The sequence below is a fragment of the Arthrobacter ginsengisoli genome (assembly GCF_031456935.1).
In the GTDB taxonomy this organism is placed as follows: domain Bacteria; phylum Actinomycetota; class Actinomycetes; order Actinomycetales; family Micrococcaceae; genus Arthrobacter; species Arthrobacter ginsengisoli.
Map to the genome: position 1 here is coordinate 32,362 of NZ_JAVDVQ010000020.1, position 20,568 is coordinate 52,929.

20 protein-coding genes are annotated in these 20,568 nt (G+C 66.2%); 6 read left to right on the forward strand and 14 right to left on the reverse strand.

Going from position 1 to position 20,568, the window contains the following annotated elements:
* The first annotated feature begins 30 nt into the window (after positions 1 to 30).
* The 4 genes from J2X01_RS17545 to J2X01_RS17560 are packed head-to-tail and all read left to right on the forward strand — an operon-like array spanning position 31 to position 3,400.
* Complete coding sequence (locus J2X01_RS17545; protein ID WP_310060364.1) at positions 31 to 1,200, forward strand: maleylacetate reductase; 1,170 nt, start codon at positions 31 to 33, stop codon at positions 1,198 to 1,200.
* Positions 1,197 to 2,156, forward strand: a complete 960-nt coding sequence (locus J2X01_RS17550) for a hydroxyquinol 1,2-dioxygenase (protein ID WP_310060367.1) — start codon at positions 1,197 to 1,199, stop codon at positions 2,154 to 2,156. The genes J2X01_RS17545 and J2X01_RS17550 overlap by 4 nt, the downstream gene beginning before the upstream one ends.
* Complete coding sequence (gene pcaC / locus J2X01_RS17555) at positions 2,134 to 2,532, forward strand: 4-carboxymuconolactone decarboxylase (protein ID WP_310060369.1); 399 nt, start codon at positions 2,134 to 2,136, stop codon at positions 2,530 to 2,532. Before J2X01_RS17550 ends, pcaC begins: the two co-directional genes overlap by 23 nt.
* Entirely contained in the window at positions 2,519 to 3,400 is an 882-nt protein-coding gene (locus J2X01_RS17560; protein ID WP_310060371.1) for an NAD(P)-dependent oxidoreductase, read from the forward strand. The genes pcaC and J2X01_RS17560 overlap by 14 nt, the downstream gene beginning before the upstream one ends.
* Before the next feature lie 107 nt (positions 3,401 to 3,507).
* Here J2X01_RS17560 and J2X01_RS17565 read toward each other — a convergent pair whose 3' ends face one another.
* From J2X01_RS17565 to J2X01_RS17600, 8 genes are read right to left on the reverse strand one after another with little or no spacing between them, the layout of a single operon-like run.
* Positions 3,508 to 3,882, reverse strand: coding sequence for an FmdB family zinc ribbon protein (locus J2X01_RS17565; protein WP_310060374.1), 375 nt, complete (start codon positions 3,880 to 3,882; stop codon positions 3,508 to 3,510).
* The gene (locus J2X01_RS17570; RefSeq protein WP_310060377.1) at positions 3,882 to 4,706 is read right to left on the reverse strand and encodes an N-acyl homoserine lactonase family protein; all 825 of its coding nucleotides are present in this window, start codon (positions 4,704 to 4,706) and stop codon (positions 3,882 to 3,884) included. Before J2X01_RS17570 ends, J2X01_RS17565 begins: the two co-directional genes overlap by 1 nt.
* A 9-nt stretch (positions 4,707 to 4,715) precedes the next feature.
* Entirely contained in the window at positions 4,716 to 5,780 is a 1,065-nt protein-coding gene (locus tag J2X01_RS17575) for an alpha/beta fold hydrolase (protein WP_310060380.1), read from the reverse strand.
* 8 nt (positions 5,781 to 5,788) lie between these two features.
* Positions 5,789 to 7,006 carry a cytochrome P450 gene (locus J2X01_RS17580; protein ID WP_310060383.1) on the reverse strand — a complete coding sequence of 406 codons (1,218 nt, stop codon included), beginning with the start codon at positions 7,004 to 7,006 and terminating at the stop codon, positions 5,789 to 5,791.
* A 30-nt stretch (positions 7,007 to 7,036) separates the two neighbouring features.
* Positions 7,037 to 7,888, reverse strand: a complete 852-nt coding sequence (locus J2X01_RS17585; protein ID WP_310060386.1) for an SDR family NAD(P)-dependent oxidoreductase — start codon at positions 7,886 to 7,888, stop codon at positions 7,037 to 7,039.
* Between the two features lie 2 nt (positions 7,889 to 7,890).
* Complete coding sequence (locus tag J2X01_RS17590) at positions 7,891 to 9,114, reverse strand: FAD-dependent oxidoreductase (protein WP_310060388.1); 1,224 nt, start codon at positions 9,112 to 9,114, stop codon at positions 7,891 to 7,893.
* Between the two features lie 18 nt (positions 9,115 to 9,132).
* Complete coding sequence (locus J2X01_RS17595) at positions 9,133 to 10,116, reverse strand: PDR/VanB family oxidoreductase (RefSeq protein WP_310060390.1); 984 nt, start codon at positions 10,114 to 10,116, stop codon at positions 9,133 to 9,135.
* 11 nt (positions 10,117 to 10,127) lie between these two features.
* Positions 10,128 to 11,309, reverse strand: coding sequence for a cytochrome P450 (locus J2X01_RS17600; RefSeq protein ID WP_310060393.1), 1,182 nt, complete (start codon positions 11,307 to 11,309; stop codon positions 10,128 to 10,130).
* 123 nt (positions 11,310 to 11,432) lie between these two features.
* Between J2X01_RS17600 and J2X01_RS17605 the strand changes: the two genes are divergently transcribed.
* Positions 11,433 to 12,374, forward strand: a complete 942-nt coding sequence (locus J2X01_RS17605; RefSeq protein ID WP_310060396.1) for a LysR family transcriptional regulator — start codon at positions 11,433 to 11,435, stop codon at positions 12,372 to 12,374.
* 2 nt (positions 12,375 to 12,376) lie between these two features.
* On the opposite strand, the gene J2X01_RS17610 is transcribed toward J2X01_RS17605, so the two are convergent.
* The 4 genes from J2X01_RS17610 to J2X01_RS17625 form a co-directional block, all read right to left on the reverse strand.
* The gene (locus J2X01_RS17610; protein WP_310060399.1) at positions 12,377 to 12,883 is read right to left on the reverse strand and encodes an HtaA domain-containing protein; all 507 of its coding nucleotides are present in this window, start codon (positions 12,881 to 12,883) and stop codon (positions 12,377 to 12,379) included.
* Positions 12,884 to 12,886: 3 nt separating this feature from the next.
* Positions 12,887 to 15,130 carry a cytochrome P450 gene (locus tag J2X01_RS17615; RefSeq protein ID WP_310060402.1) on the reverse strand — a complete coding sequence of 748 codons (2,244 nt, stop codon included), beginning with the start codon at positions 15,128 to 15,130 and terminating at the stop codon, positions 12,887 to 12,889.
* Positions 15,131 to 15,154: 24 nt separating this feature from the next.
* Positions 15,155 to 16,312, reverse strand: coding sequence for a serine hydrolase domain-containing protein (locus tag J2X01_RS17620; protein WP_310060405.1), 1,158 nt, complete (start codon positions 16,310 to 16,312; stop codon positions 15,155 to 15,157).
* A gap of 111 nt (positions 16,313 to 16,423) precedes the next feature.
* A complete protein-coding gene (locus J2X01_RS17625) occupies positions 16,424 to 17,233 on the reverse strand; it encodes an SDR family NAD(P)-dependent oxidoreductase (protein WP_310060408.1) in 810 nt (269 codons plus the stop codon).
* A gap of 309 nt (positions 17,234 to 17,542) precedes the next feature.
* Here J2X01_RS17625 and J2X01_RS17630 point away from each other — a divergent pair, with 309 nt between their 5' ends.
* Positions 17,543 to 19,030 carry an MFS transporter gene (locus tag J2X01_RS17630; protein ID WP_310060411.1) on the forward strand — a complete coding sequence of 496 codons (1,488 nt, stop codon included), beginning with the start codon at positions 17,543 to 17,545 and terminating at the stop codon, positions 19,028 to 19,030.
* A gap of 93 nt (positions 19,031 to 19,123) precedes the next feature.
* Here J2X01_RS17630 and J2X01_RS17635 read toward each other — a convergent pair whose 3' ends face one another.
* Both J2X01_RS17635 and J2X01_RS17640 read right to left on the reverse strand, forming a co-directional pair.
* Positions 19,124 to 19,798, reverse strand: a complete 675-nt coding sequence (locus J2X01_RS17635) for a helix-turn-helix domain-containing protein (RefSeq protein WP_310060414.1) — start codon at positions 19,796 to 19,798, stop codon at positions 19,124 to 19,126.
* 87 nt (positions 19,799 to 19,885) lie between these two features.
* Complete coding sequence (locus tag J2X01_RS17640) at positions 19,886 to 20,350, reverse strand: DUF8821 family protein (protein ID WP_310060417.1); 465 nt, start codon at positions 20,348 to 20,350, stop codon at positions 19,886 to 19,888.
* Positions 20,351 to 20,568 lie beyond the last annotated feature (218 nt).

The following is a 20,568-nucleotide window of genomic DNA, read 5'->3' on the forward strand; positions in this document are numbered from 1 at the left end:
CTCCCCACCGCTTTCGAAGAAAAGGAAATCATGAAGTTCGAACACATCACCCTCGGCCAGCGGGTGCTCTTCGGAGCAGGCCGCGCCGCCGAGCACGTCGCCCGGGAGGCCGCACGCCTCGGTGCGCGTAACATCATGTGCATCACGTCCGAGTTTGAGCGGCCCTTCGCCGAGACTGCACTGTCCCTTGCCGACGTCGCCCTCTGGCACACGGATGTTGTCCAGCACGTCCCGGCGGAGACCGCGGAGAGGGCAAGAACAGCGGCGTCCGACGCCGGGATAGACCTGATCGTCTGTGTTGGCGGCGGATCGACCACCGGCCTGGCGAAGGCCGTGGCGCTGACCACCGGCATCCCGATCGTCGCTGTGCCCACCACCTACGCGGGTTCCGAAGCGACCAATGTGTGGGGCCTGACGGAGAACGCCACGAAGACAACAGGCGTTGATGACCGTGTGCTGCCCGTCGCCGTTGTGTACGACGCCGAGCTGACGCTCAGCCTGCCGGTTTCCCTGTCCGTTGCCTCAGGCCTGAACGCCCTGGCGCACTGCGTGGATTCACTGTGGGCGCCCCGCGCCGATCCCATCAACCAGGCCCTCGCCGCGGAAGGAATCCGGGCCCTCGCCGACGGGTTGCCCCGCATCGTCGCGGACCCCTCGGACCTGGCCGGCCGCGAGACGGCACTGTACGGGGCGTACCTTGCCGCCGTCTCCTTCGCCTCCGCGGGTTCAGGACTGCACCACAAGATCTGCCACGTCCTGGGCGGAACCTTCAACCTGCCCCACGCGGAGACGCATGCGACCGTCCTCCCCTATGTTCTGGCCTTCAACGGACCCGCGGCTCCGGGCGCGGCAGCTCGGATCGCCGGAGCCCTCCGCGCCGGGCTGGCCAGCGCCGGACCAGCCAATGCCCCCGCCCAGGAGCCCGGCACCGAACCTGCTGAAGAAGCACTGGCGCTGTTGAACAGCCTCCGGCGGACCCTAGGCGCACCCACTGCACTGCGCGACCATGGCTTCACGGAGGCCGATATCCCCGAGGCCGTGGAGCGGATCCTCAAGGCAGTCCCGCCGTCGAACCCTGCCGAAGCCACCGCGGAAAACATCGGTGGGCTTCTTCGGTCAGCCCTGGCCGGAACCGAACCCACCACCGGGTCCGCCGTACTGGTTGGTGCCGGAACCGGATTCAACGGAGGAACAAAGTGACTATCAGCGAGGTCACAGGCGGCCCCGGGGTCAGCTCCCAATCCGCCCGGGAGGAAAGCCTCGTCAACGAGGTAATCCGCTCCTTCACCGGCGGCAGCGCACGGGAACGCGAAGTGATGGGTTCCCTGGTCCGCCACCTGCATTCCTTCGTCCGGGACGTCCGGCTGACGGAAGCGGAGTGGACCACGGGAATCGACTTCCTCACCCGCGTCGGCCGGATCACCACAGAGTCCCGGCAGGAGTTCGTGCTTCTCTCGGATGTCCTGGGCGTGTCGATGCAGACCATCGCGGTGAACAACGAGGCATACGGTGCGGCAACCGAAGCCACGGTCTTTGGGCCGTTTTTTGTCGCCGACGCGCCGCAGATCCGGATCGGCGGCGACATTGCCGGCGGCGCTGCCGGCCAGCCGTGCTGGGTGGAAGGGACGGTGACCGACACCGAGGGGAACCCCCTTCCCGGCGCCCGGATTGAGGTGTGGGAGGCAGACGAAGACGGCTTCTACGACGTCCAGTACAACGACGGCCGCACCGCCGCGCGTGCCCACCTCTTCTCGGATGCAAACGGGCAGTACGCGTTCTGGGGACTGACCCCCACGCCCTACCCCATCCCGCACGACGGCCCCGTCGGCGGGATGCTGGAGCACTTCGGCCGCTCCCCCGTCCGGGCCTCGCACCTGCACTTTATGGTCTCCGCCCCGGACAAGCACACCCTGGTAACCCACATTTTCGTCCGGGGGTGCGCCCACCTGGACAACGATTCGGTCTTCGGCGTGAAGGAGTCCCTGATCAAGGACTTCGCCACCCAGCAGCCAGGGACCCCCACTCCGGACGGCCGCGACCTTGGCGACCAATCGTGGACGAGGGCGCGCTTCGACGTCGTCCTGCCGCCCGAAGGCCGCAGCACCACCGAAACTTTCAAGAAAGGAAGCCACCATGGAAATGCAGCACACGCATAAGGAGACTTTTGAGGACGGCCTGGCCATCCGCAAGGAGGTGCTCGGCGCCGCCCACGTGGAACGTTCGCTCGCCAACGTCAGCGAGTTCAGCCGGCCCATGCAGGAGCTGGTCACCGAGTATTGCTGGGGAGCCGTCTGGAGCCGCGACGGCCTGGAACGCAAGACCCGGTCCATGATCAACCTGGCCATGCTCACGGCACTGAACCGCGGCCACGAGCTCTCGGTACATGTGAAGGGTGCCATCAACAACGGCGTCACGCCGGAGGAGATCCAGGAAGTGCTGATGCAGACGGCCATCTACGTCGGCGTCCCGGCGGCACTCGAATCATTCCGCATCGCCGAAGCAACCCTGAAGGAAATGAATGTCACCGCATAAGCCCCGCGTCGGTTTCATCGGCCTGGGCAACATGGGCACGCCCATGTCCCGGCGCCTGGTGGAGGCCGGCTACTCCGTGGCAGGCACAGACCTCTCGGCCCCCAACAGGCAGCGCCTGGAAGCGGCCGGCGGCACCGCCGTCGAGACAGCGGCTGAGGTGGCGGCAGGCTCCGATGTCCTCATCCTGATGCTCCCCAACTCCGACGTTGTCGAAGCGGTCCTGCTCGACGGCGGGGTGGCCGCTGCGCTGCCCGCTGCGGCAGTGATCGTGGACATGAGTTCCTCAGAGCCGCTGCGCACGCGGGCCCTGGCCGGCAGACTCGCGGCTGACGGGCTGGCCCGCCTGGTGGATGCGCCCGTGTCCGGCGGCGTGGGCGGGGCGGAAAGGGGAACGCTGACCATCATGGCCGGCGGCGAGGCGGACACCATCGCGGAACTCGCCGACGTGCTGGCCGTGCTCGGCAGGGTCCGCCACACCGGTGCCGTGGGATCAGGCCATGCGCTGAAGGCGCTGAACAACCTGCTGTCCGCCACGCACCTGCTGGCGACCTCGGAGGCGATGGTGGCCGGACAGGAGTTCGGGCTGGATCCGTCCACCATGTTGGAGGTCTTCAACGCCTCCAGCGGACGCAGCGGCTCCACCGAGAACAAGTGGCCGAACTTCGTCCTGCCCGGCGGCTACGACTCCGGCTTCGGCCTGGGCCTGATGCTCAAGGACATGAAGATTGCCACGGACCTGGCGAGCGGCCTCGGACGGCCCGGCAGGCTGGGGAGCCGCGCCGTGGAACTGTGGGCCGAAGCCCACGGCGAACTGAACCCCGGTGCCGACCACACGGAAATTGCCCGCTGGGCTGGACACGCGTCCTGACCTGAGGCGACAGCCGTCGTCGGAAGTGTCCGGCAAAGCAGAGTGCCGCCCGGCGAGCGTTACGCTCACCGGGCGGCACTTTGGTTTAAGCCGCCAACGGATTCGGCTCAGTGGCCGTGGCTGATCACCTGATCGAGTGGAGCCGGACCCGTGGCTTCGAATTCGCGCGTCTGGCGTTTCGTCTCGGCCTCGTACGTGTCGGTGTCGCCCCGGTGCCGGGCAATGAGCCGGCGCCGGGCCGATGGCGCAACATGGCACAGCCCCGGCACGTCCGGGTTGTCGCGGCAATCGATCCCGCCGGACGCCGGGGCCACCGCCCGCAGGCTTTGGCCAGTCAGGGCCAGCCCACGGCTCGTGTAGCGGCGCCGGGACTCCCCCGCGCAGGCGGGACACACCGTGGTTGCCGGGGCAGGCGTGTCCATAAAGAGCTCGACGTCGGCGCGGCAGCGGGTGCAGCGGTAGTCGAAGAGCAGGCGCGCCATCAGACCAGCTCTTTCAGGGGACCGCCGAAGTCTTCCCAGTCCCGGGGATCGTGGGCGATCCACACCGACGCCGACTCCTCGTCACGAATCCGCTTGAGGGACGTGATGGAGCGCCGGGCCTCGTTGTGGTCCCAGTCCGAGCCGTCCACGGCATCCCATTCCATGGCTTCGCGCAGGTGCACCGTGTCTCCGGTCAGCAGGATGTTCTGGCTGGGCAGCCGGACCAGCGCGCTGAGCTCACCGGGAGTATGTCCCGGAGTGTGGTGGATGATGATGGCGCCGTCCCCGAACAGGTCCTGGCTGGGTGACTGGACGGTGGTCCAATCGAATTCCTTCACCTCGCCCGCAAGATCCGTGGGGTTAAAGAGGTGCGCCGATTCCGGGCCGGGCTTCGCGGCCCACTGGAACTCGCCGGGACCGGCGAAAAACTTGGCCTGCGGGAAAAGGTAGAGGCCGCCGGCATGGTCCGAGTGCGTGTGGGACAGGACAACGTGGGTGATGTCCTCGGGGCGGTAGCCCAGTTTGGCGAGCTGTCGGTCGATCCGCTGTTCCGGGTTGGACACGATCATGGAGGTCTCCGGCCGGTCCCCGAAGACCAACGCGGGGTCGTCGCACACCAGCGGGTTCATGCTGGTATCGAACAGGACCAGGCCCTGCTCATGCTCAATCAGGTAGGCAGGGAGGGGAATGCGGACAGTTCCCTCGGCACCGACCACCAGATGTGCCGCGTCGATATCCATCTTGGGGGCGTCCAGCCCCCACATGCGGATGTTGGCTGCCGGGCTCTTCCCGGATGGTGCCGCCAAGTGAGTAGCCTGCGTCATTGCGTGCTCCTAAGTGATCTTGTTCCCCGCCAGCCATTCCAGCACCGGTTCGAGGATTTCGTTGAGATTGTTTTCGAAAATCAGGCCATGGCCGTTGCCGTGGATCCCCAGGTCCTCCAGCCGCAGGTGCGTTGCCCTGGCACCGCACCGGTTCAGGAAATCGACCGTTTCGGCGTCGCCTCCCGCCCGTCCGGAGGCCGGCCCTGAGACGACCAGCACGGGCAGCCCGCCAAGTGGCTCCGGGCCAAGCGGGGGTTCCTGACGGGCCAGGGGACGGGAGGCTCCGGCCGCGAGCGGCACGGCTGTCAACCCGCAGTCGAGCCGGCCCCTCGGGCCCAGGTCCCTGAAAGGCGGGCCGAGGGGTTCGAAGGTCACGATGCCCCGGACGCGGTGGGGGGAACGTGCAGCAGCCAGCCAGCCGCCGGCAGCACCGGCGGAATGCGTAGCCAGGACCGCCGGCCCCGTCCGTTCGAGCAGGTCCACGATGCGCCGGGCATCAAGGTCCTGGCTGAGCGGGGTCGCCGTCAGCATGCCCGACGACGATGCCACCAACTGGTCGAGTTCCGGGGAACCCGGCCGGCGGCCCCACGGCCATGCTGAATGAACAGCGTGGGAGCTGCTTGGCCCAGACTCCGCGGCATGCTCCGGTGCCGGCTCCGGCGCAAAAACCGCGCCCGCGCCGGCGTAGTCCGGAAACCCGGTGCGCCCGCCGAGGCGTGCAGGATCGTACGGCGACCGCCCGTGGCCGGGCCGGTCCAGGAGGTACGCCGGGAATCCGGCATCCACCAGGCGCGGCGCCCAGCCCGGCGCCCCATCCTCGATCCCCAGCCAGTCCGTGGACTGGCCGCCGCCGCCATGCACCAAGACCCACGGCGTCCTGGCCGCGCCATCCGCGGGCGCCTCCCACTGGACCCAGGCGGGCCCCAACTGCCACGGACCGGCGTCGGACTGCTGGGGGTCCCCCGGGAGAAAGAACCCCCCGGTCCGCACCGTCCGCGCCGTGTTGTTAAGGTGCGGGGCGCTGAAGTGCGGGGCGGCACGCGAACCCGGACCCGCCGTCGTCGTGATGGGCATGCGGTGACCTAGGCCGACACGGCGGGCGTCAGCCGCACTGGCACATAATCGTGCCCGAAGGCCTGGTAGTTCACGGTCTTCCGCGGTTCGCCGATGAGCTCGATCTTCTCGATCCGCTCCACCATGGCCCGCAGCAGCGTGCGGGCTTCGAGCCGGGCGACCTGGTTGCCCGCGCAGGTGTGGATCCCGAACCCGAAGGACAGGTGCGCGTTCTTGAGGTCGCGATCAACACGGAACTCGTCCGGGGCGTCGTATTGGCGCGGATCGCGTCCTGCACCCAGCCACATGGTGAGGATCTTGGCGCCTTCGGGAATGCGAACGCCGCCCAGTACCGTCTCCTTGGTGGCCCAGCGTCCGCCGTAGCGTGAGGCCGGGTAGAGGCGGATGGCCTCCTCCCAGGCGTTATCCACCAGGTCCGGATTCTCGCGGAGCTTCTGCCATTCGCCGGGGTTGTCGGCGAAGGCGCGGATCATCGAGGCGATGGACGCCGTGGTGGTGTCGAAACCCGCGGCGAAGATGGACTTGAGGATCTGCTGGGCGGTGTGCTCGGAGATCTTTCCCTCGTCCGCCATGGCGTAGAGCTGCCAGCCGATGCCGCCCTCGGACTGCACGTTCCGGGCGGTGTTGGATTCCACCCATTCCATCGCTTCGGTGCCGCTGGCGAGCTTGGCGGCCTGCAGTTCGCTGGGCGGGCCGAAGACGTTGAAGACGGCGTCGCCGAACTTCAGCAGCAGCTCGCGTCCTTCTTCCGGCAGGCCCAAGACGTCGGGGAAGACCTTGAGGACGTACTTCACGGAGAGGTCGTTGTAGGCATTGATCTCGGCCGGACCATCCGTCAGGAGGTCGTCGATGAGCCGTTCGGCTTCGGCCTTGAAGTAGGCGGACATCTTGGCGAGGTTCCCGGCGTCGAACACCTTGAACACGGCCGATTTCGATGCCGTGTGCTCCGGCGGGTCCTCCAGGATCAAGGTGCGCGGCCGGAATGCCGACGGCGCGTAGAACGGCCGGTCCGTGGACGAAAAGGTCCGCCAGTCGCGCAGGGCCTTCTGGATCTCGGCGTACCGGGTGATGGCGTAGTAGCCGTACTTCTCCATGTAGACCACGGGGGCGATCTCGCGCTGTTCGCCGTCGAAGGTGTGCACATCGTGCAGCGTTTCGAGTGAGAACGCATCGTAGCCGGAAACCGGTGCCTCGATGACCTCGGGGAGGATGTTCGTTTCAGTCATGTCTGTTCCTCGTTGAACGGTAGTTGGGGATTACTTTCCGGCTTGGCGTGCGGGCGGCGGGGTTCCTGTGGCCATCCAGTCCAGCCTCCGCTGCACGCCGGCCTGGGCCATCTCCGGGTGCGTCAGGACGAAGAAGGTGTTGGTGCGGATCGCGTCAAGCACCTGCCCGGCCACCTCGGCCGGGTCCATCCCCACCTCTGCGGTGGTAGCGGCCAGCCGCTCCATCACCGCCACCCTCCCGGGCTCGGTGGCCAGGGGCACGTCGGCCGGGCGGTTCCGCTCTGCGTCGACCATCCTTGTCTTGACCGGGCCCGGCGCCAGCAGCGAAACACCCACGGGGCTGCCGGCGGTCCGCAGTTCCACCTCGAGTGATTCGCTCATGCCCAGGACGGCGAACTTGGAGGCACAGTACGGCGTCATGGTTGCCGTGCCTGAACTGAACGCGGCCACCGAGGCGGTGTTGACGATGTGTCCCCCGCCGCCGGCCTCCAGGAGCGGCAGGAACACCCGGCAGCCGTTGAGGACACCGAAGAAGTTCACATTCATCACCCAGCGCCAGGCCTCTTCCGGAATGCTCAGGAAGCTCCCGCCCGTTTCCACACCGGCGTTGTTGCAGACGACGTCGATCCGGCCGTAGGTGCCCAGCACCGCCTCGGCGAGCGCCTCGAGGTCCCCGACGCTGCGGACGTCTGTCCGCTTGCCCATCACATCGCCGAAAGCGGAGAGCTCCCGCACGGCGGTGTCCAGCGCGGACTGTTCGACGTCGGCAATGGCCACCCGCATGCCTTCTTCCAGGAAGCGCCGTGCCATGGCGAAGCCGATGCCGCTTGCGCCGCCAGTAACCACGGCGGTCTTGCCGCTGAATTCGGTGATGCCCGCCATCGTTACCACGCTCCGATCAGCGAACGGGTTTCCAGGCTCTTGGGGAACATCAGGCGCTGGACCACGGCATCCTCATCCACGGGCAGCCGCCGCAGCACGGTCAGGTCTTCTTCCAGCCGGGCCTCATCAGAGGAGTGGTACACAAGCCGCTTGTTGTTGCTCGCGGCGGGATTCACGATGTCGACGAAGACACGGCGGCGCTCTGTGGCGTACTCGTCCAACACCGTTTCCGGTGCTTCGCCCGTGACGACGGCGGCGAGCGCCTCGGAGAGGACGTAGGTGTCGAACAGCCCGCTGGTCAGGCCGAGCCCGCCGGTGGGGTTGGTGGCGTGCGCCGCGTCACCGGCCAGCAGCACCCGGCCGGCACGGAAGGTTGCTGCCGCGCGCTGGTGCATGCTGTACGGCGAGTACGCGTCCACCACCACGTTTTCGGGATCGCGCACAATCGAGGCGAAGAAGTCCGGCATGCGTTCTTCGATGCCGTCCTCGGGCAGTGCTGCGTCCTCGCAGTAGGTGTAGCGCCACAGCCCGGCGTCGCCGCTGTTGTCGATTTTGGTGATGATGGCGCCGAAGCGGTCATCGATCAGCATGGTGGTCTGGCTGTAGCCGGCCGCTTCGAAAGGGTAGCGGATGTTCGTGGCCACAAAGCGTTCAGGCCAGGTGATGCCTTCAAAGGCGATCCCCTGGCTTTCGCGGACCCTGCTACGGGCACCGTCGGCACCGATCAGCCAGCAACCGTCAACTGCGGTGGTTCCCTGCGGGGTGGCGAAGTGTGCGGTGACGGAGTCCGGGCCCTGGTCCACGCCGGTGAACTTGTGGTCCCAGAGCACTTCGGCGTGGGGAAAGCGTGACAGGTGTTCCAGGGCGATTTCAACCAGTGCGTTCTGGCCGAGGTGCAGGTTGTAGGGGTGCTTGACCCGTCCTTCGAGCGACTTGAGTCCATAGTTGATCTCTTCGCCGGTCTTGTGCACCTTGTACGTATAGTCCTGCTTCAGGAAGCCGCGGGCCACGGCGTCCTCGAATAGCCCGAGCCGCTCCAGCCCGTCCAGGACGGACCAGTGGTAGACCATCGCGCGGGGCGCGTTGGCCACGGTACTGGCCCGTTCGAAGACGCGGACCGGCACGCCGGCCCGGGCCAGGCCCAGGGCGTTGAGGATGCCCACGGGTCCGGCACCGACAATCAGGACGGGTTTCTGCTGTTCAGGTTTCTGCAGTTCAGTGCTCACAGTGTGTCTCCGGGCTTTCTAGAGTTCGAGTTCAAGGACGTCGGACTTGGACCGCGAGACGCAGATCATCATCATCTCGTTGGCGGCTTTTTCCTCGTCGCTGAGGATGGAGTCGCGGTGGTCGGCCTCGCCGCACAGGATGCGGGTTTCGCAGGTGCCGCAGGTGCCTTCCATGCAGGAGAAGATGACCGGCGCGCCGGCTTGCTCGGCCACCTCTACGATGCTGCGGCCGGCCGGGACCTCAAGTTCCATACCGCTGAGGGCGAGTTTGACCCGGAAGGAGATGGCCGGGGCCGGGGCCGCTGCAGGTTCTTTGGGCGCGAACCGTTCCAGGTGCAATGTGCCGGCAGGCCAGGCCGCGCAGATTCCTTCGAGGGCGCGAAGCAGGCCTTCGGGGCCGCAGGCATAGATTTTGACGCCGTCCCGCGGATCCCCGAGAAGGGCGCCCAGGTCCGGGAAACCGAACTCGTCATCGGGGCGGATGTCGATCCGGCCGGGGTACTTGTCCGCGAGTTCCTGCCAGAAGGCCATGGAGGACCGCGAGCGCCCCATGTAGGTCAGTTTCCAGCCGGCTCCCTGCCGTTCGGCTTCCTCAAGCATGGGCATCATGGGTGTGACACCGATGCCGGCGGCGATGAAGTGGTATTCGGGAGCCAGAACGAGCTCGAAGTTGTTCCGTGGGCCGGAGACCTCCAGGATGTCGTTCTCGGCCAGGCCAACATGTACGTAGCTGGATCCGCCGCGGCTTGCCGGTGCGCTCAGGATCCCGAGGCGGTAGCTTGAGGTGTCGTCCGGGTTCCCGCAGAGGGAGTACTGGCGGGACAGTCCGGAGGGCAGGTGAAGCTCGATGTGGGCACCGGGCTGCCAGCCGGGGAGCGCTGCTCCGTCCGGGTGGACCAGTTCCAGTTCGACGACGCCGTCGGATGCCGTGCGCTTCGCCCTGACCTGGAGCGGCTGTCGGGTGAGCGTTGCGGCCGGCCGGATCATCGTTTCCGATGTCATGGTGGTCTTCCTTACTTCTCGAAGCGGATGGGCACGGATGTCCAGCCGGTGCGCAGCGGCCGGCCGTTGGAGACGGGCTGGGCGGACAGGACAAAGTTGCTGGTCTTGGCCAGGATCTGCCGGAGCATGGCCTGGAGTTCGGCGCGGGCAATCGGTGAGCCCATGCACTGGTGCGGGCCGTGCCCGAACGTCAGGTGCGGGTTGGGCGAGCGGTCCGCGATGTACTCGTTGCCCCGGACGAACTTGTCCTCGTCCCGGTTGGCCGAAAACACGTTGAGGCCCACCTTGGCGCCTTCGGGGATGACCGTACCGAAGGCCTCAACGTCCTTCGTGGCCTTCCGGCCGGTGTGGTGCAGTGGCGGCGCCAGCCGCAGGATTTCTTCGATGGCACTGTCCACGAGCTCGGGCCTGCGTCGCAGCTCGGCCTGGTCCTTCGGGTGGCTGCCGAGGTAGGACAGGATGGAACCGATCGCCGCCGTGGTGGTGTCCGCGCCTGCCGAGAAGATCTGCACCCCGATGGCAACGGCTTCCTCCTGCGTCACAGACCGGCCTTCGGGCATGAGTTCCAACACGCCGGTCATGATGTCGATGGCCGGGTCCTGCGGGTTGGCCCGCCGGTCCTCGATGAGGGCTTCCACGGTGGGGTTCCAAAGATTTTTGTTGATTTCCCGCATCGCCGCGATGTCGTGGCGGACGGCGTCAGCCTTGGCCAAACTATCGGCCATTGTTTCCCAGGCGTCGTCCGGGAGCAGCATGAATTTGGCGAGAACCTGCTGGGGAACGATGATGCCAAACTGTTCGATCATGTCTGCTTCACCGGCGGTGATCAGCGGGTCCAGGTTCCTGGCCACCAGGTCTTCGATATCGGGAACCAGCATCGCCACCCGCTCCGCGGTGAAGTACTGTGCCAGGAACTTCCGGAAAAAGGTGTGTGTGGGCGGATTTTCCTGGATCGGGATGGAACGCATGAACTCAGGGAACTCCAGGAACGGCTGGCCGCTGGTGTACGTTCGCCAGTCCCGGGAGCCCTTTTGGACATCGGTGTAGCGCATGAATCCGTAAAAGCCGTCGTAGTCGCTGGTGAAGGCCAGCGGCCGCTCGGCACGCAGCCTGTCGTACTCGGCCGGGTAGTCGGTCACCTTAATGGGGTTCCAGTCATCGCTGGGGATCCGAGTATTGGCATCAACGCTCACGATGCAGCCTCCTTGCTTTCGTCGTGTGATTGGTATCACTGCTTGGTCACCACCGTAGGGCGCCGAATGCACGCTAGCCATATGTTTCACAGAAATCACAACGGCGAGATATACACTTTGGATATGGACATTAGGCACATCCGGTACTTTCTGGAGATCACCCGGCAAGGATCCATCTCCAAGGCGGCCAAGGTGCTGCAGATGACCCAGCCCCCGCTCAGCGCGGCGCTGAAGAACCTCGAAGAGGAACTCGGCGTGAAACTCCTCGAACGCACCGCCCGCGGAATTGTGCCCACCAAGGCCGGCGAGCTCCTGCTGCAGAAAGGCAGCCGGCTGGTGGACGAAACCGACCAGCTCGCCCGTGAGCTCAGCCGCCAGGGAAAAGGGCTCAGCGGCACCCTTCACCTCGCGGTCATCCTGCCGTTCGCCTGGGCCTACCTGCCCCGGGTCCTGGCACGCTTCCGCGAGCTGTCGCCCCACGCGGATGTCACCCTGAGCGATGTGGAACCCGGCACGGTAATTGAGGGCATCCGCTCCGGAGCCCTTGACGTGGCCATTGTGGCCACCGGGGCGCCGGACCGGCTGCGCACCATGTACCAGGACGATGTGGTGATTGAACCGATCTCAAAGATGTCGCTGTCCTCGGTGCTGCCCACCCGCTTCCGGGAGGCACCCAAGCCGGTGGCCCTGGCAGACTTGATGAATGAGACCTGGCTGCTGCCGGCGCCGAACATCCGGGTGCCGGGCATCACCGAGCTGCTGGTGGACTACTGGCTGGCGAACGGCTTGTCTCTGCCGAGGCTGAAAACCGTCACCAGCCTGCAGACCACGCTCCCGCTGGTCGCGGCCGACATGGGCATCAGCATCATGCCCCCGGAGATCCAACAGATCGCCAAGACCACCGTCGTGACCCGCCAGCTGGAGCCGCCGCTGCCGCCGCTGCACGCCGTCGCCATGTGGAGCGCCCAGCGCGGGCTGACCGAGGTGGCCGCGACCTTCGCGGAGGTCCTCCTCGGTCCCCGCGCCAAGGGTGTGCGCATCAGGACGGGCACTGACGCGCCCTGACATCAACCGCCCGGCACGGCCGGTCCCAGGAACACGGGATCCATTTCCTCCCCGGCCGCGTACTGGCCGTTGAAGAGCTCGACGGCGGCGGGTGCCAATTGTGTCGGCAGTTCCGTCCATTCCGTCCCGGCAACGTCCAGCGCGCCTGGCACGGCCAGCCGGAGCAGCTCCAGCCGGCCGCCGCTGCCGGGCGGCTGCTGCGGGTCTTCCACGCTCAGCACGGCGCCGTCGGCACCGAATTCAAGCCAGGGATCGGCCACAAACAGGCTCATCATGCCGTGGTGGCCGCTGAGCCGCACCTGGCCCTTGAACTTGCGGACGCCCGCCGGTGCCAGATCTGCCGACCCGCCGCCGTCGGGCTCAAACTGGAAGTAGCTCCCGCTGACGATCGATGCCCCCGCTTCCGCTGAGACGCTGCCGTCGGGAAGGCGGGACAGATAGCTGATGAAGCTCCGTTTGATGCCCCAGCGTAGCACCGGGGCACCAAGCGGGAGCTGCTCCGTGTCCATGGCTCAGAGTCCGAGCTTCAGCGGGCAGCCGCCCTGGGAGCGCGAGACGCAGATGAACATGCTGTCGCAGCTGACCTTCTCGTCGTCCGTCAGGATGGAGTCCCGGTGGTCGGGCGTACCCGAAATGACCGGAGTTTCGCAGGTCCCGCAGGTCCCCTCGCTGCAGGAGGACAGAGCGGGCAGCCCCGCCGCCTGGGCAACTTCGAGGATGGATTTGTCCGCCGGGATGGTCAGCGTGACGCCGCTGTCCACGAATTCGACCTCGAAGGCGACGTCGCCGCTGGCGTCGATCTGCTTCGGCACGAAGCGTTCCACATGGAGGCTGCCGGACGGCCAGTGCGCCGAGGCACCTTCGACCACGTTCAGCAGCGGTTCGGGGCCGCAGCAGTAGATCAGGGTGTCGGGCCGGACGTCCTTCAGCAGGGAGGTGAAGTCCACCCGGCCGTCCGTGTCTTCCGGAACGAACCGGACCCTGTCACCAAAGTCCCCGAGCTCCTCCAGGAATGCCATCGTTGCCCGTGAGCGGCCGCCATAGACAAGGCTCCAGTCGGCACCCTCGCGATCGGCCTGCTCCACCATCGCCATGATGGGTGTGATGCCGATTCCACCGGCGATAAAGACGTAGTTCAGGGAAGGCTGGAGCACAAAGTTGTTCCGCGGCTGGCTGACGGTGAGGGCCGTCCCGGTCTGCACGGTGTTGTGGATGGCCAGCGACCCGCCGCGGCCGTTGGCTTCCTTGAGCACGCCGATGCGCCAGCTTCCCTGGTCACTTCCGGGTGAACAGAGGGAGTACTGCCGGACCAGCCCGTCAACGTGGACGTCGATATGCGCGCCGGGGTGCCAGGCCGGGAGGGGCCGGCCGGCCGGGTCAACGAGCGTCAGGGACACGACGCCGTCTGACTCCTCCCGGCGCTCCCGCACCGTCAGTTCCAGGGTCGCGTTCGGATCTTCGGGCAGTTCGACGGCGTGCTGCGGCGCCTTGGGTGCAACGTCCCACTGCACGTCCAGGCTCCGGCGGACCGGCAGCAGCGCCATCCGGACGAAGTCCAGGCCCCAGTCCTTGGCCGGGCGCAGGCTGGGCAGCCGGTCGAAGAGCACTTTCAGGCCGGTGGACCCCTGGGCGCGGGCCAGCGGCTGGCCAAGGCACGTGTGCCGTCCCTTGGTGAACGCCAGGTGGTCGCGGGCGTCTTCGCGGTGGATGTCGAACTCGAAGGGCCGGTCATAGTAGTCCGGGTCCGTGTTAACACTGGCCAGGGCGATCCAGATCATCTCGCCGGCCTTGATGTCGGCGTCGCCGATGGTCACATCCACGTTGGCGCGGCGGGAAGCAAACGTCGATGACGGGCGTCGCCTGACTGTCTCGTCAAAAACGCGCTGCCAGAGCTCTGGCTCGTCCAGCGCGTCAGCGAGCGCGGCCGGTGTCTCGTTGAGGAAGATCACCGCATTTGCCATCGCCTGGGCGGTGGTGTCGGTGCCGGCAGCGGCAAATTCACTCAGGTGCAGGGCAATCTGTTCCTCGGAAAGGGACCAGTTGCCGTCCCGGTCCTTGTCCCGGGCCATCACGGAAATGAGGTCGTCGGCCTGGCTGTCACGCCGTTCGCGGACAATATGCCGCAGGGTCAGCTGAGCCGAGACGTAGCTGTTCCACACTGCCGAGCGGCGCGGCTCTTCGAGCTTTTCCTGGGCGCTGGCGAGCACCTGGAAGAAATCGTCCCGCAGGCCGCGCATCATGGAATCGAATTCCGGGCCGAGCCCCATCAGCGCAAGGAGCGTCTGCGTGGTGAGCTCCAGGCAGTAGGCGTCCATCAGGTTGGCCTGCCCCTCCGCCTCGAACCTGTCGATGATGCGGTGTGCGCGGTCTTCGATCTCGGGCCGCAGCGCTTCCATCCGGTCCTGCAGGAAGGCTTTCTGCGCAACGCGCCGGGCAATCGTGTGCCCGGCAGGATCAGACCCTACGAGAATCCGGGAGATCAGCTCCGCCGGCATGATCTCCTGGTAGGCCTCGGGTACCGGGATCAGTCCGCCGTTGCTGGCGCTGGAGAACTTCTGCCAGTCGGGCAGGATGGTTTCCGCATCGGCGCGCCGGGTGATGATCCATGCGTTGAGGTAGGGATAGAAGAAGGCTGGCCGGCCCTCGCGGACGTCGGCGAAATGCCGGGCGGGGTCGCGGTAGTAGTCGTCGCCCATGGCGTCGAAGCCGGGGGCAAGCGGGCCGGGGTGGGCAGGGGCGATGGTGTTGATGGACATGGTGTGCTCCAGGAGGAAGAAGTGTTAGAGGACCGCGGAGGCGGCGATGGTGGAGAGCTTCTGGAAGCGCAGGACGTTGTCGCCCTCGTCCATTACGCCGGCGGTCAGGCAGACAAACGTCATGTCCCGTTCCGGGTCGATCCAGAACAGCGTGGATCCAGCACCGTAGTTCCCGTGGGTCCGCGGGCTGGTGAAGGGGCCGAAGAAGGACGGGTGGGTACCGGTTCCGCTCAGGGAGAAGCCCAGGCCGAAGTTTCCGGGCGGTTCTTCCCAGCCGCGCATGCGGGCAATCATGGCGTACAGGTCATTGGTCATGTCCCCGGTCTGCAGGGTGGTGGCCGCGTCCAGCACGGCGGGCGCGATCAGCTGGCGGCCCTCATGGGCGCCGTTGCGGCGGATCATTTCGGCGAAGGTGAAGACGTCGGCAGCGCTGCTGGCGGAACCCACCCATGGCATCTCGGCATCCTCGTTGATGACCTCGTCGAGGACCTCAATGTCCTTGGCCGAGAGCCAGCCGGAGTCGGGGATGTAGGCCTTGAGCGGGACCATCCGGTCCTTCCAGTCCGCCAGCGGTCCGAACCGAGTGTCCTTGAGGCCGAGCGGCCCGAAGAGGTTCTTGTTGGCCAGGTCCCGGAAGGAGTCGGCGCCGTAGACCCTGCGGAGCATCTCGCCCATCAGGGCATGGTTGACCGCGGGCGAGTAGGTGAGGTTGGTGCCGGGCTCGTGGACCACGTCGAGTTCGCAGATGGCGGCAATGACGTCTTTAAGGTTGCCCAGCTGCGCGTTCGGGAGCGGTTCGGGCGTGGCAGGCATCCCGGAGCGGTGGGTCATCAGGTGGGCCAGGTTGACGCGGTCCTTGCGCCCGGCGCGGAACCGGTCGCTGCCGTAGAACTCGGGAATGATGTCCACCACCCGGGTGCTCAGGGCGAGCCGTCCTTCGCCGATGGCCTGGTACACCAGGGCGTTGGTGAAGGCCTTGGTCAGCGACAGCACGCGGAAGATGCTGTCCGGTTCCATGGCGCGGCCGGCGGCGCGGTCCGCCCAGCCGAGCGTGGCGTCCAGTGCGATTTCGCCGTGGCGGGCCACGATGATGCGGGCGCCGTCGTAGTCGCCGGCGCTGATGTCGTTGCGGATGGTCTGCTCTAGAAGGCCGATGGTCTCGGCGTTGAGTCCGTGGGTCATGGTCCTGCTCCTGTATGCCTGGCGTAAGGGGGGATGAAGGGGGTGGCGGCAGCCCGCCGTCGTGCGTTCGAGGACGACGGCGGCAGGCTGCTGCGGTGCGCGGCGGCGGTCCTACATGTGGAGGCCACCCGACGGCGAGAGGGTCTGCCCGGTGTAGTAGGCGCCTGCTGCACTCGAGAGGAACACCATCGTGGCGGCGATCTCCTCCGGTGTGGCGGGGCGTTTGATGGGCTGCATGCCGATCAGCATTCCGGTGATTTCCTCGGGCTGCTGGCGGAACAGCGGTGTGTCCACCGCGCCGGGCGCGATCGCGTTGACCGTGATGTTGAAGGGGGCAAGTTCGGCGGCCGCTGCCCTGGTCATGCCGAGGACGCCGGCCTTGGATGCCGGGTAGTACAGCGGCATCGGGACGCCGAGCAGGGCTGCCGAGCTGGAGACGTTGACGATTGCGCCGCCGCCGGTGCGCTTGAGCAGCGGCGCGGCCGCCCGCATGACGTAAAAGGGCCCGAACAGGTTGACCTCCAGGACCCGGCGGAAGTCATCGTCTGTGATGTCGCCGAGGAAGTCGGGGAAGAACTCCTCGCCGTCGCGTGCTGCCCGGAAGGCTTGGACGTTGGTGTCAACGAGTTTGTCGTTGGCGGCCTTGGACGGCGCGTTGATGCCGGCCGCGTTGATGACCACGTCCAGGCGGCCGAATTCTGCGTCGAGTTTGCCAAAGGCATCGTTGACCGCCGCGCTGCTGGTGACGTCCAGCGCGATGGCGAGTGAGCCGGGGATGGCGGAGAACTCGCGGGACAACGCCTCGTCGGACATGTCCGCGCCCACCACCCGGGCGCCTGCGTCGGCGAAAGCCTTTGCGGTGGCGAGGCCGATTCCGGAGGCAGCTCCGGTAATGAATGCAACTTTTCCTTCAAGTGTCACGACGTTGTGCCTTTCTGCTGTCCGCCCGCGGGCGGCCGATGAACTGTGATGTCGGACACCAGTGTTGCAGTTCACTGGACACATGTCCAGCGAATGGCTGGACATGATGAAAGAAAAAATGCATTTGTGGATTTAGTAGACAACTGTCCAGTCAATGTGGTCTGCTTCTTCCATCCCCGTGAGCGCGGTCACATGGCCGGTCCACTTCCGATGTCGCTTCCCGGCTCTTCGCCCTGGAGCCTGCGGCTGCGGGGAATCAGCAGAGACAGAACTTTTCGAGGCCCCCGGGCCTCTCTTCAAAGGAGAAGCATGACAGTTCCAATGACGGGCTCCCCGGCCGTCCAACTGGCCCCTGCAGAACTGCCGGATGCGCAGCGAAAGCTCCCCTGGAAGCGCGCCGGCATGCTGATGGCCGTGACGTTCTCCGGCCTGCAGATGCTCAACGAAGTGGGCGCCATGATGGCAATCCCGCTCTACAAGTCCATGAGCATGGACCTCGGCCTCACTCCGTCCCAGGTCTCCTGGGCCCTCCTCGCCACGCTCCTGATGGGGGCCGCCTCCATCGCGCTCCTGTCGAAGGCCGGCGACGTTTTCGGCCACCGCAAGGTGATGATCATCTGCATCGTGGGCATCTTCGTGGGCTACGTAATGTCAGCACTCGCCACCGATTTCACCGTCCTGGTGATTGGCCGCGCACTGACCGGCATCATGGCCGGGCAGGCGCTGGTGGTCGGCATCATGAACGACCGCCTCAGCAACTTCGACCGCAAAAGGGCCATCGGCATCATCGCCGGCGGCCAGGCCGTCGGCGTCACGCTGGGCTTTGGCGTGGGCGGGCTCATGGTGGTCGTCGGCGCGACGTGGCGCCATGCGTTCTGGATCGGCGCCGCCCTGACAGTCCTGAGCATGATCGGAATGCTGCTGTGGGGCTCGGACTCCGACGCCACGCTGCGCAACCGGGGCAAGAGCAAGCGCATCGACGTCGCCGGCGTCACCCTGCTCGGCTTCTCCCTGACCGCCATCTGCATCGGCCTGAGCCAGAGCCCGGCCTGGGGTTTCACCTCCCCTGCCACCCTGACCTGGGTAATCGCCGGCGTTGTGGGCCTTGGCCTGGCGCTCTTCGCCGAATCCCGCAGCAAGCAGCCGCTGGTTGACATCTCCCTGCTGCTCAGCACGCGGCTGATGCCTGCGTACGCCGTCTTCGTCACGCTTGGCATCGCAGGAATCATGATGTTCAACTTCGTGATGGGCTGGGCCCTGACCCCTGCCGAGCTGGCGGGTTATGGGTTCGGACTGAATCCCCTGACGGCCGGGTTCCTCTTCATCCCGATGACGGTGGCCGGGATTGTGGTCTCCACGGTGATCCCGCGGCTGCTCCACCGCGTTCCGCCGCGCGGCCCCCTGGCCGCCGGTGCGTTCCTCCTGATGCTGTCGTTTGTCTGGCTGTACTTCATGCACACCCAGCTCTGGGCCGTCGTCGTCGGCATCCTGTTCTACGGCATCGCGTACACCACGGTGCTGACCATTGCCGTCTCGATCATCGCCGCCGAAGCGCCGCCCGGGAAGGGCGCCGGCACCGCCTCCATTTACGTGGGGATTGCGCTGTCCGCATCAGCAATCGGAACAGCGGTCTACGCCGCCATCATCGGCCTGAACACGACGCCCGCGGCGCCGCTTCCGCCGGCCGAAAACTACGCCACCGGCTTCCTGACCGCGGCAATCGTCTCGGTAGTGGCGATCATTGCGGCGTTCGCCCTCTCCAAGCGTGTCCACTTGACCGAGGTGGCCAGCCACTGAGGCAGCCGCCTTCACTGACATGAGTCACTGCAGTTGAGCCAACGCAGAGGCGCCGGACACTATGGTCCGGCGCCTCTGCGTTGGTTCTGTTGCTTAGCCTGCGGCGGCGTCACCACGGACGAAAGCCAGCCACTGCATGGCCAGCACGTCCTTGAGCAGCTCCATGTCCAACGGCCTGCCGCGAAGGATCGTAAAGAACATGGTCCGGTCCAACGCCATCTGGAGCGTCAGCAAATGCAGCCGCGCGCGTTCGTGCTGCACGGGATCCGTGTAGCGGGCAAAGGTCTTCGGCATGACTTTGTAGGTGTCGCCGAGGATGGTCAACCATGTCTCGGTCACCAGGTCATCGTTTGCCAGCGCCTGCTCCATGGTATTGAAATCGCTTGCACGCTCCCGCCACAGCATGATGGTTTCGTCCAGCCAGTCGAGGATGCCCGCCTGGTCCGGAGCTTCCATGTCGTCCAACCGGCGATAGGCCGCCATCACGTCGGACTGGCTGCGCCGCATCAGCTCGGCAACGATTTCCGCCTTGGTCCGGAAGTAGACGTAGAACGTGGCGCGGCTGGCACCGGCTGAGCTCGCAATGTTCTCCGCCGTCGTCTCATTGAAGCCTCGGCTCCGGAATTCCTCCGCGGCCGACTCGATCAGCCGCTCGCGGGTGACCTGTTTTTGCACCTCACGCAGGGACTGCCTTTGCGCTGGCGTGCGCGGGGGAACAGGCACTTGACGACGAGGTTCAGCCCATTCTTCGTTCTCGGCAGTGGTCACGGTTACCAATTTATCACCGGGAAGGACCCGCACCCGGAAACCCCGACCCGGTCCGGAACCAAACGCGGGGCGCGGAACGTCAACTGGTCAGTACTCGCCCTTGATCACGAAGTAGGAGCCGCGGATAACGCCTGCGAGCTTCGACTTCTGGCGGGCGAACTTGAAGCGCGAGGCCAGTTCGTCCGGAATGTCCATGCCTTCGGCCAGTTTGAATCCGACCGCCCGCTTCCCGCCGTCCTCGATGCTGTACATGACGTTGATCGACAGCCCCGACTCGTAGAACACGTAGGCCATCCGCAACCCGTCCACTTCGAAGGCGGTCGATTCGAGCGGGCGGGAGCCGATGACGATGTCGCGCTCTTCCCTGAGGATGCGGCTCACCCGGTCAACCACTTCCGGAACCTCGCTGGCAGGACTCACTGTGAAGACGTGGTCGTACTTGTTCCGGTAATAGCGGGCCTCGTTGGCTCGCAACCCGGCCAGCGCCCCGGCGACAGGAGACGATTCCAGCCCAACGGTAGAAACGTTCACGAAGTCAACGATGTACGGCATGCGTCCTCCTGGTCAGATGTGTTTGGACCAACGATAACGTGACGACGTGCTGCACGGGCGTCCGCTCCGGCAACGAATGGGTGCCATAGCCGTCACGCTGGGAATGCAAGCGCCTCCACCAGTATTGGTCGGCCGTCCAGTTCTCCGGGCCGGGCAGAGGCGTTCGCGAGTGGCAGGGCATCGGTGTTGTTGAACCGGCTCCGCCGTTTCGTGTCGTC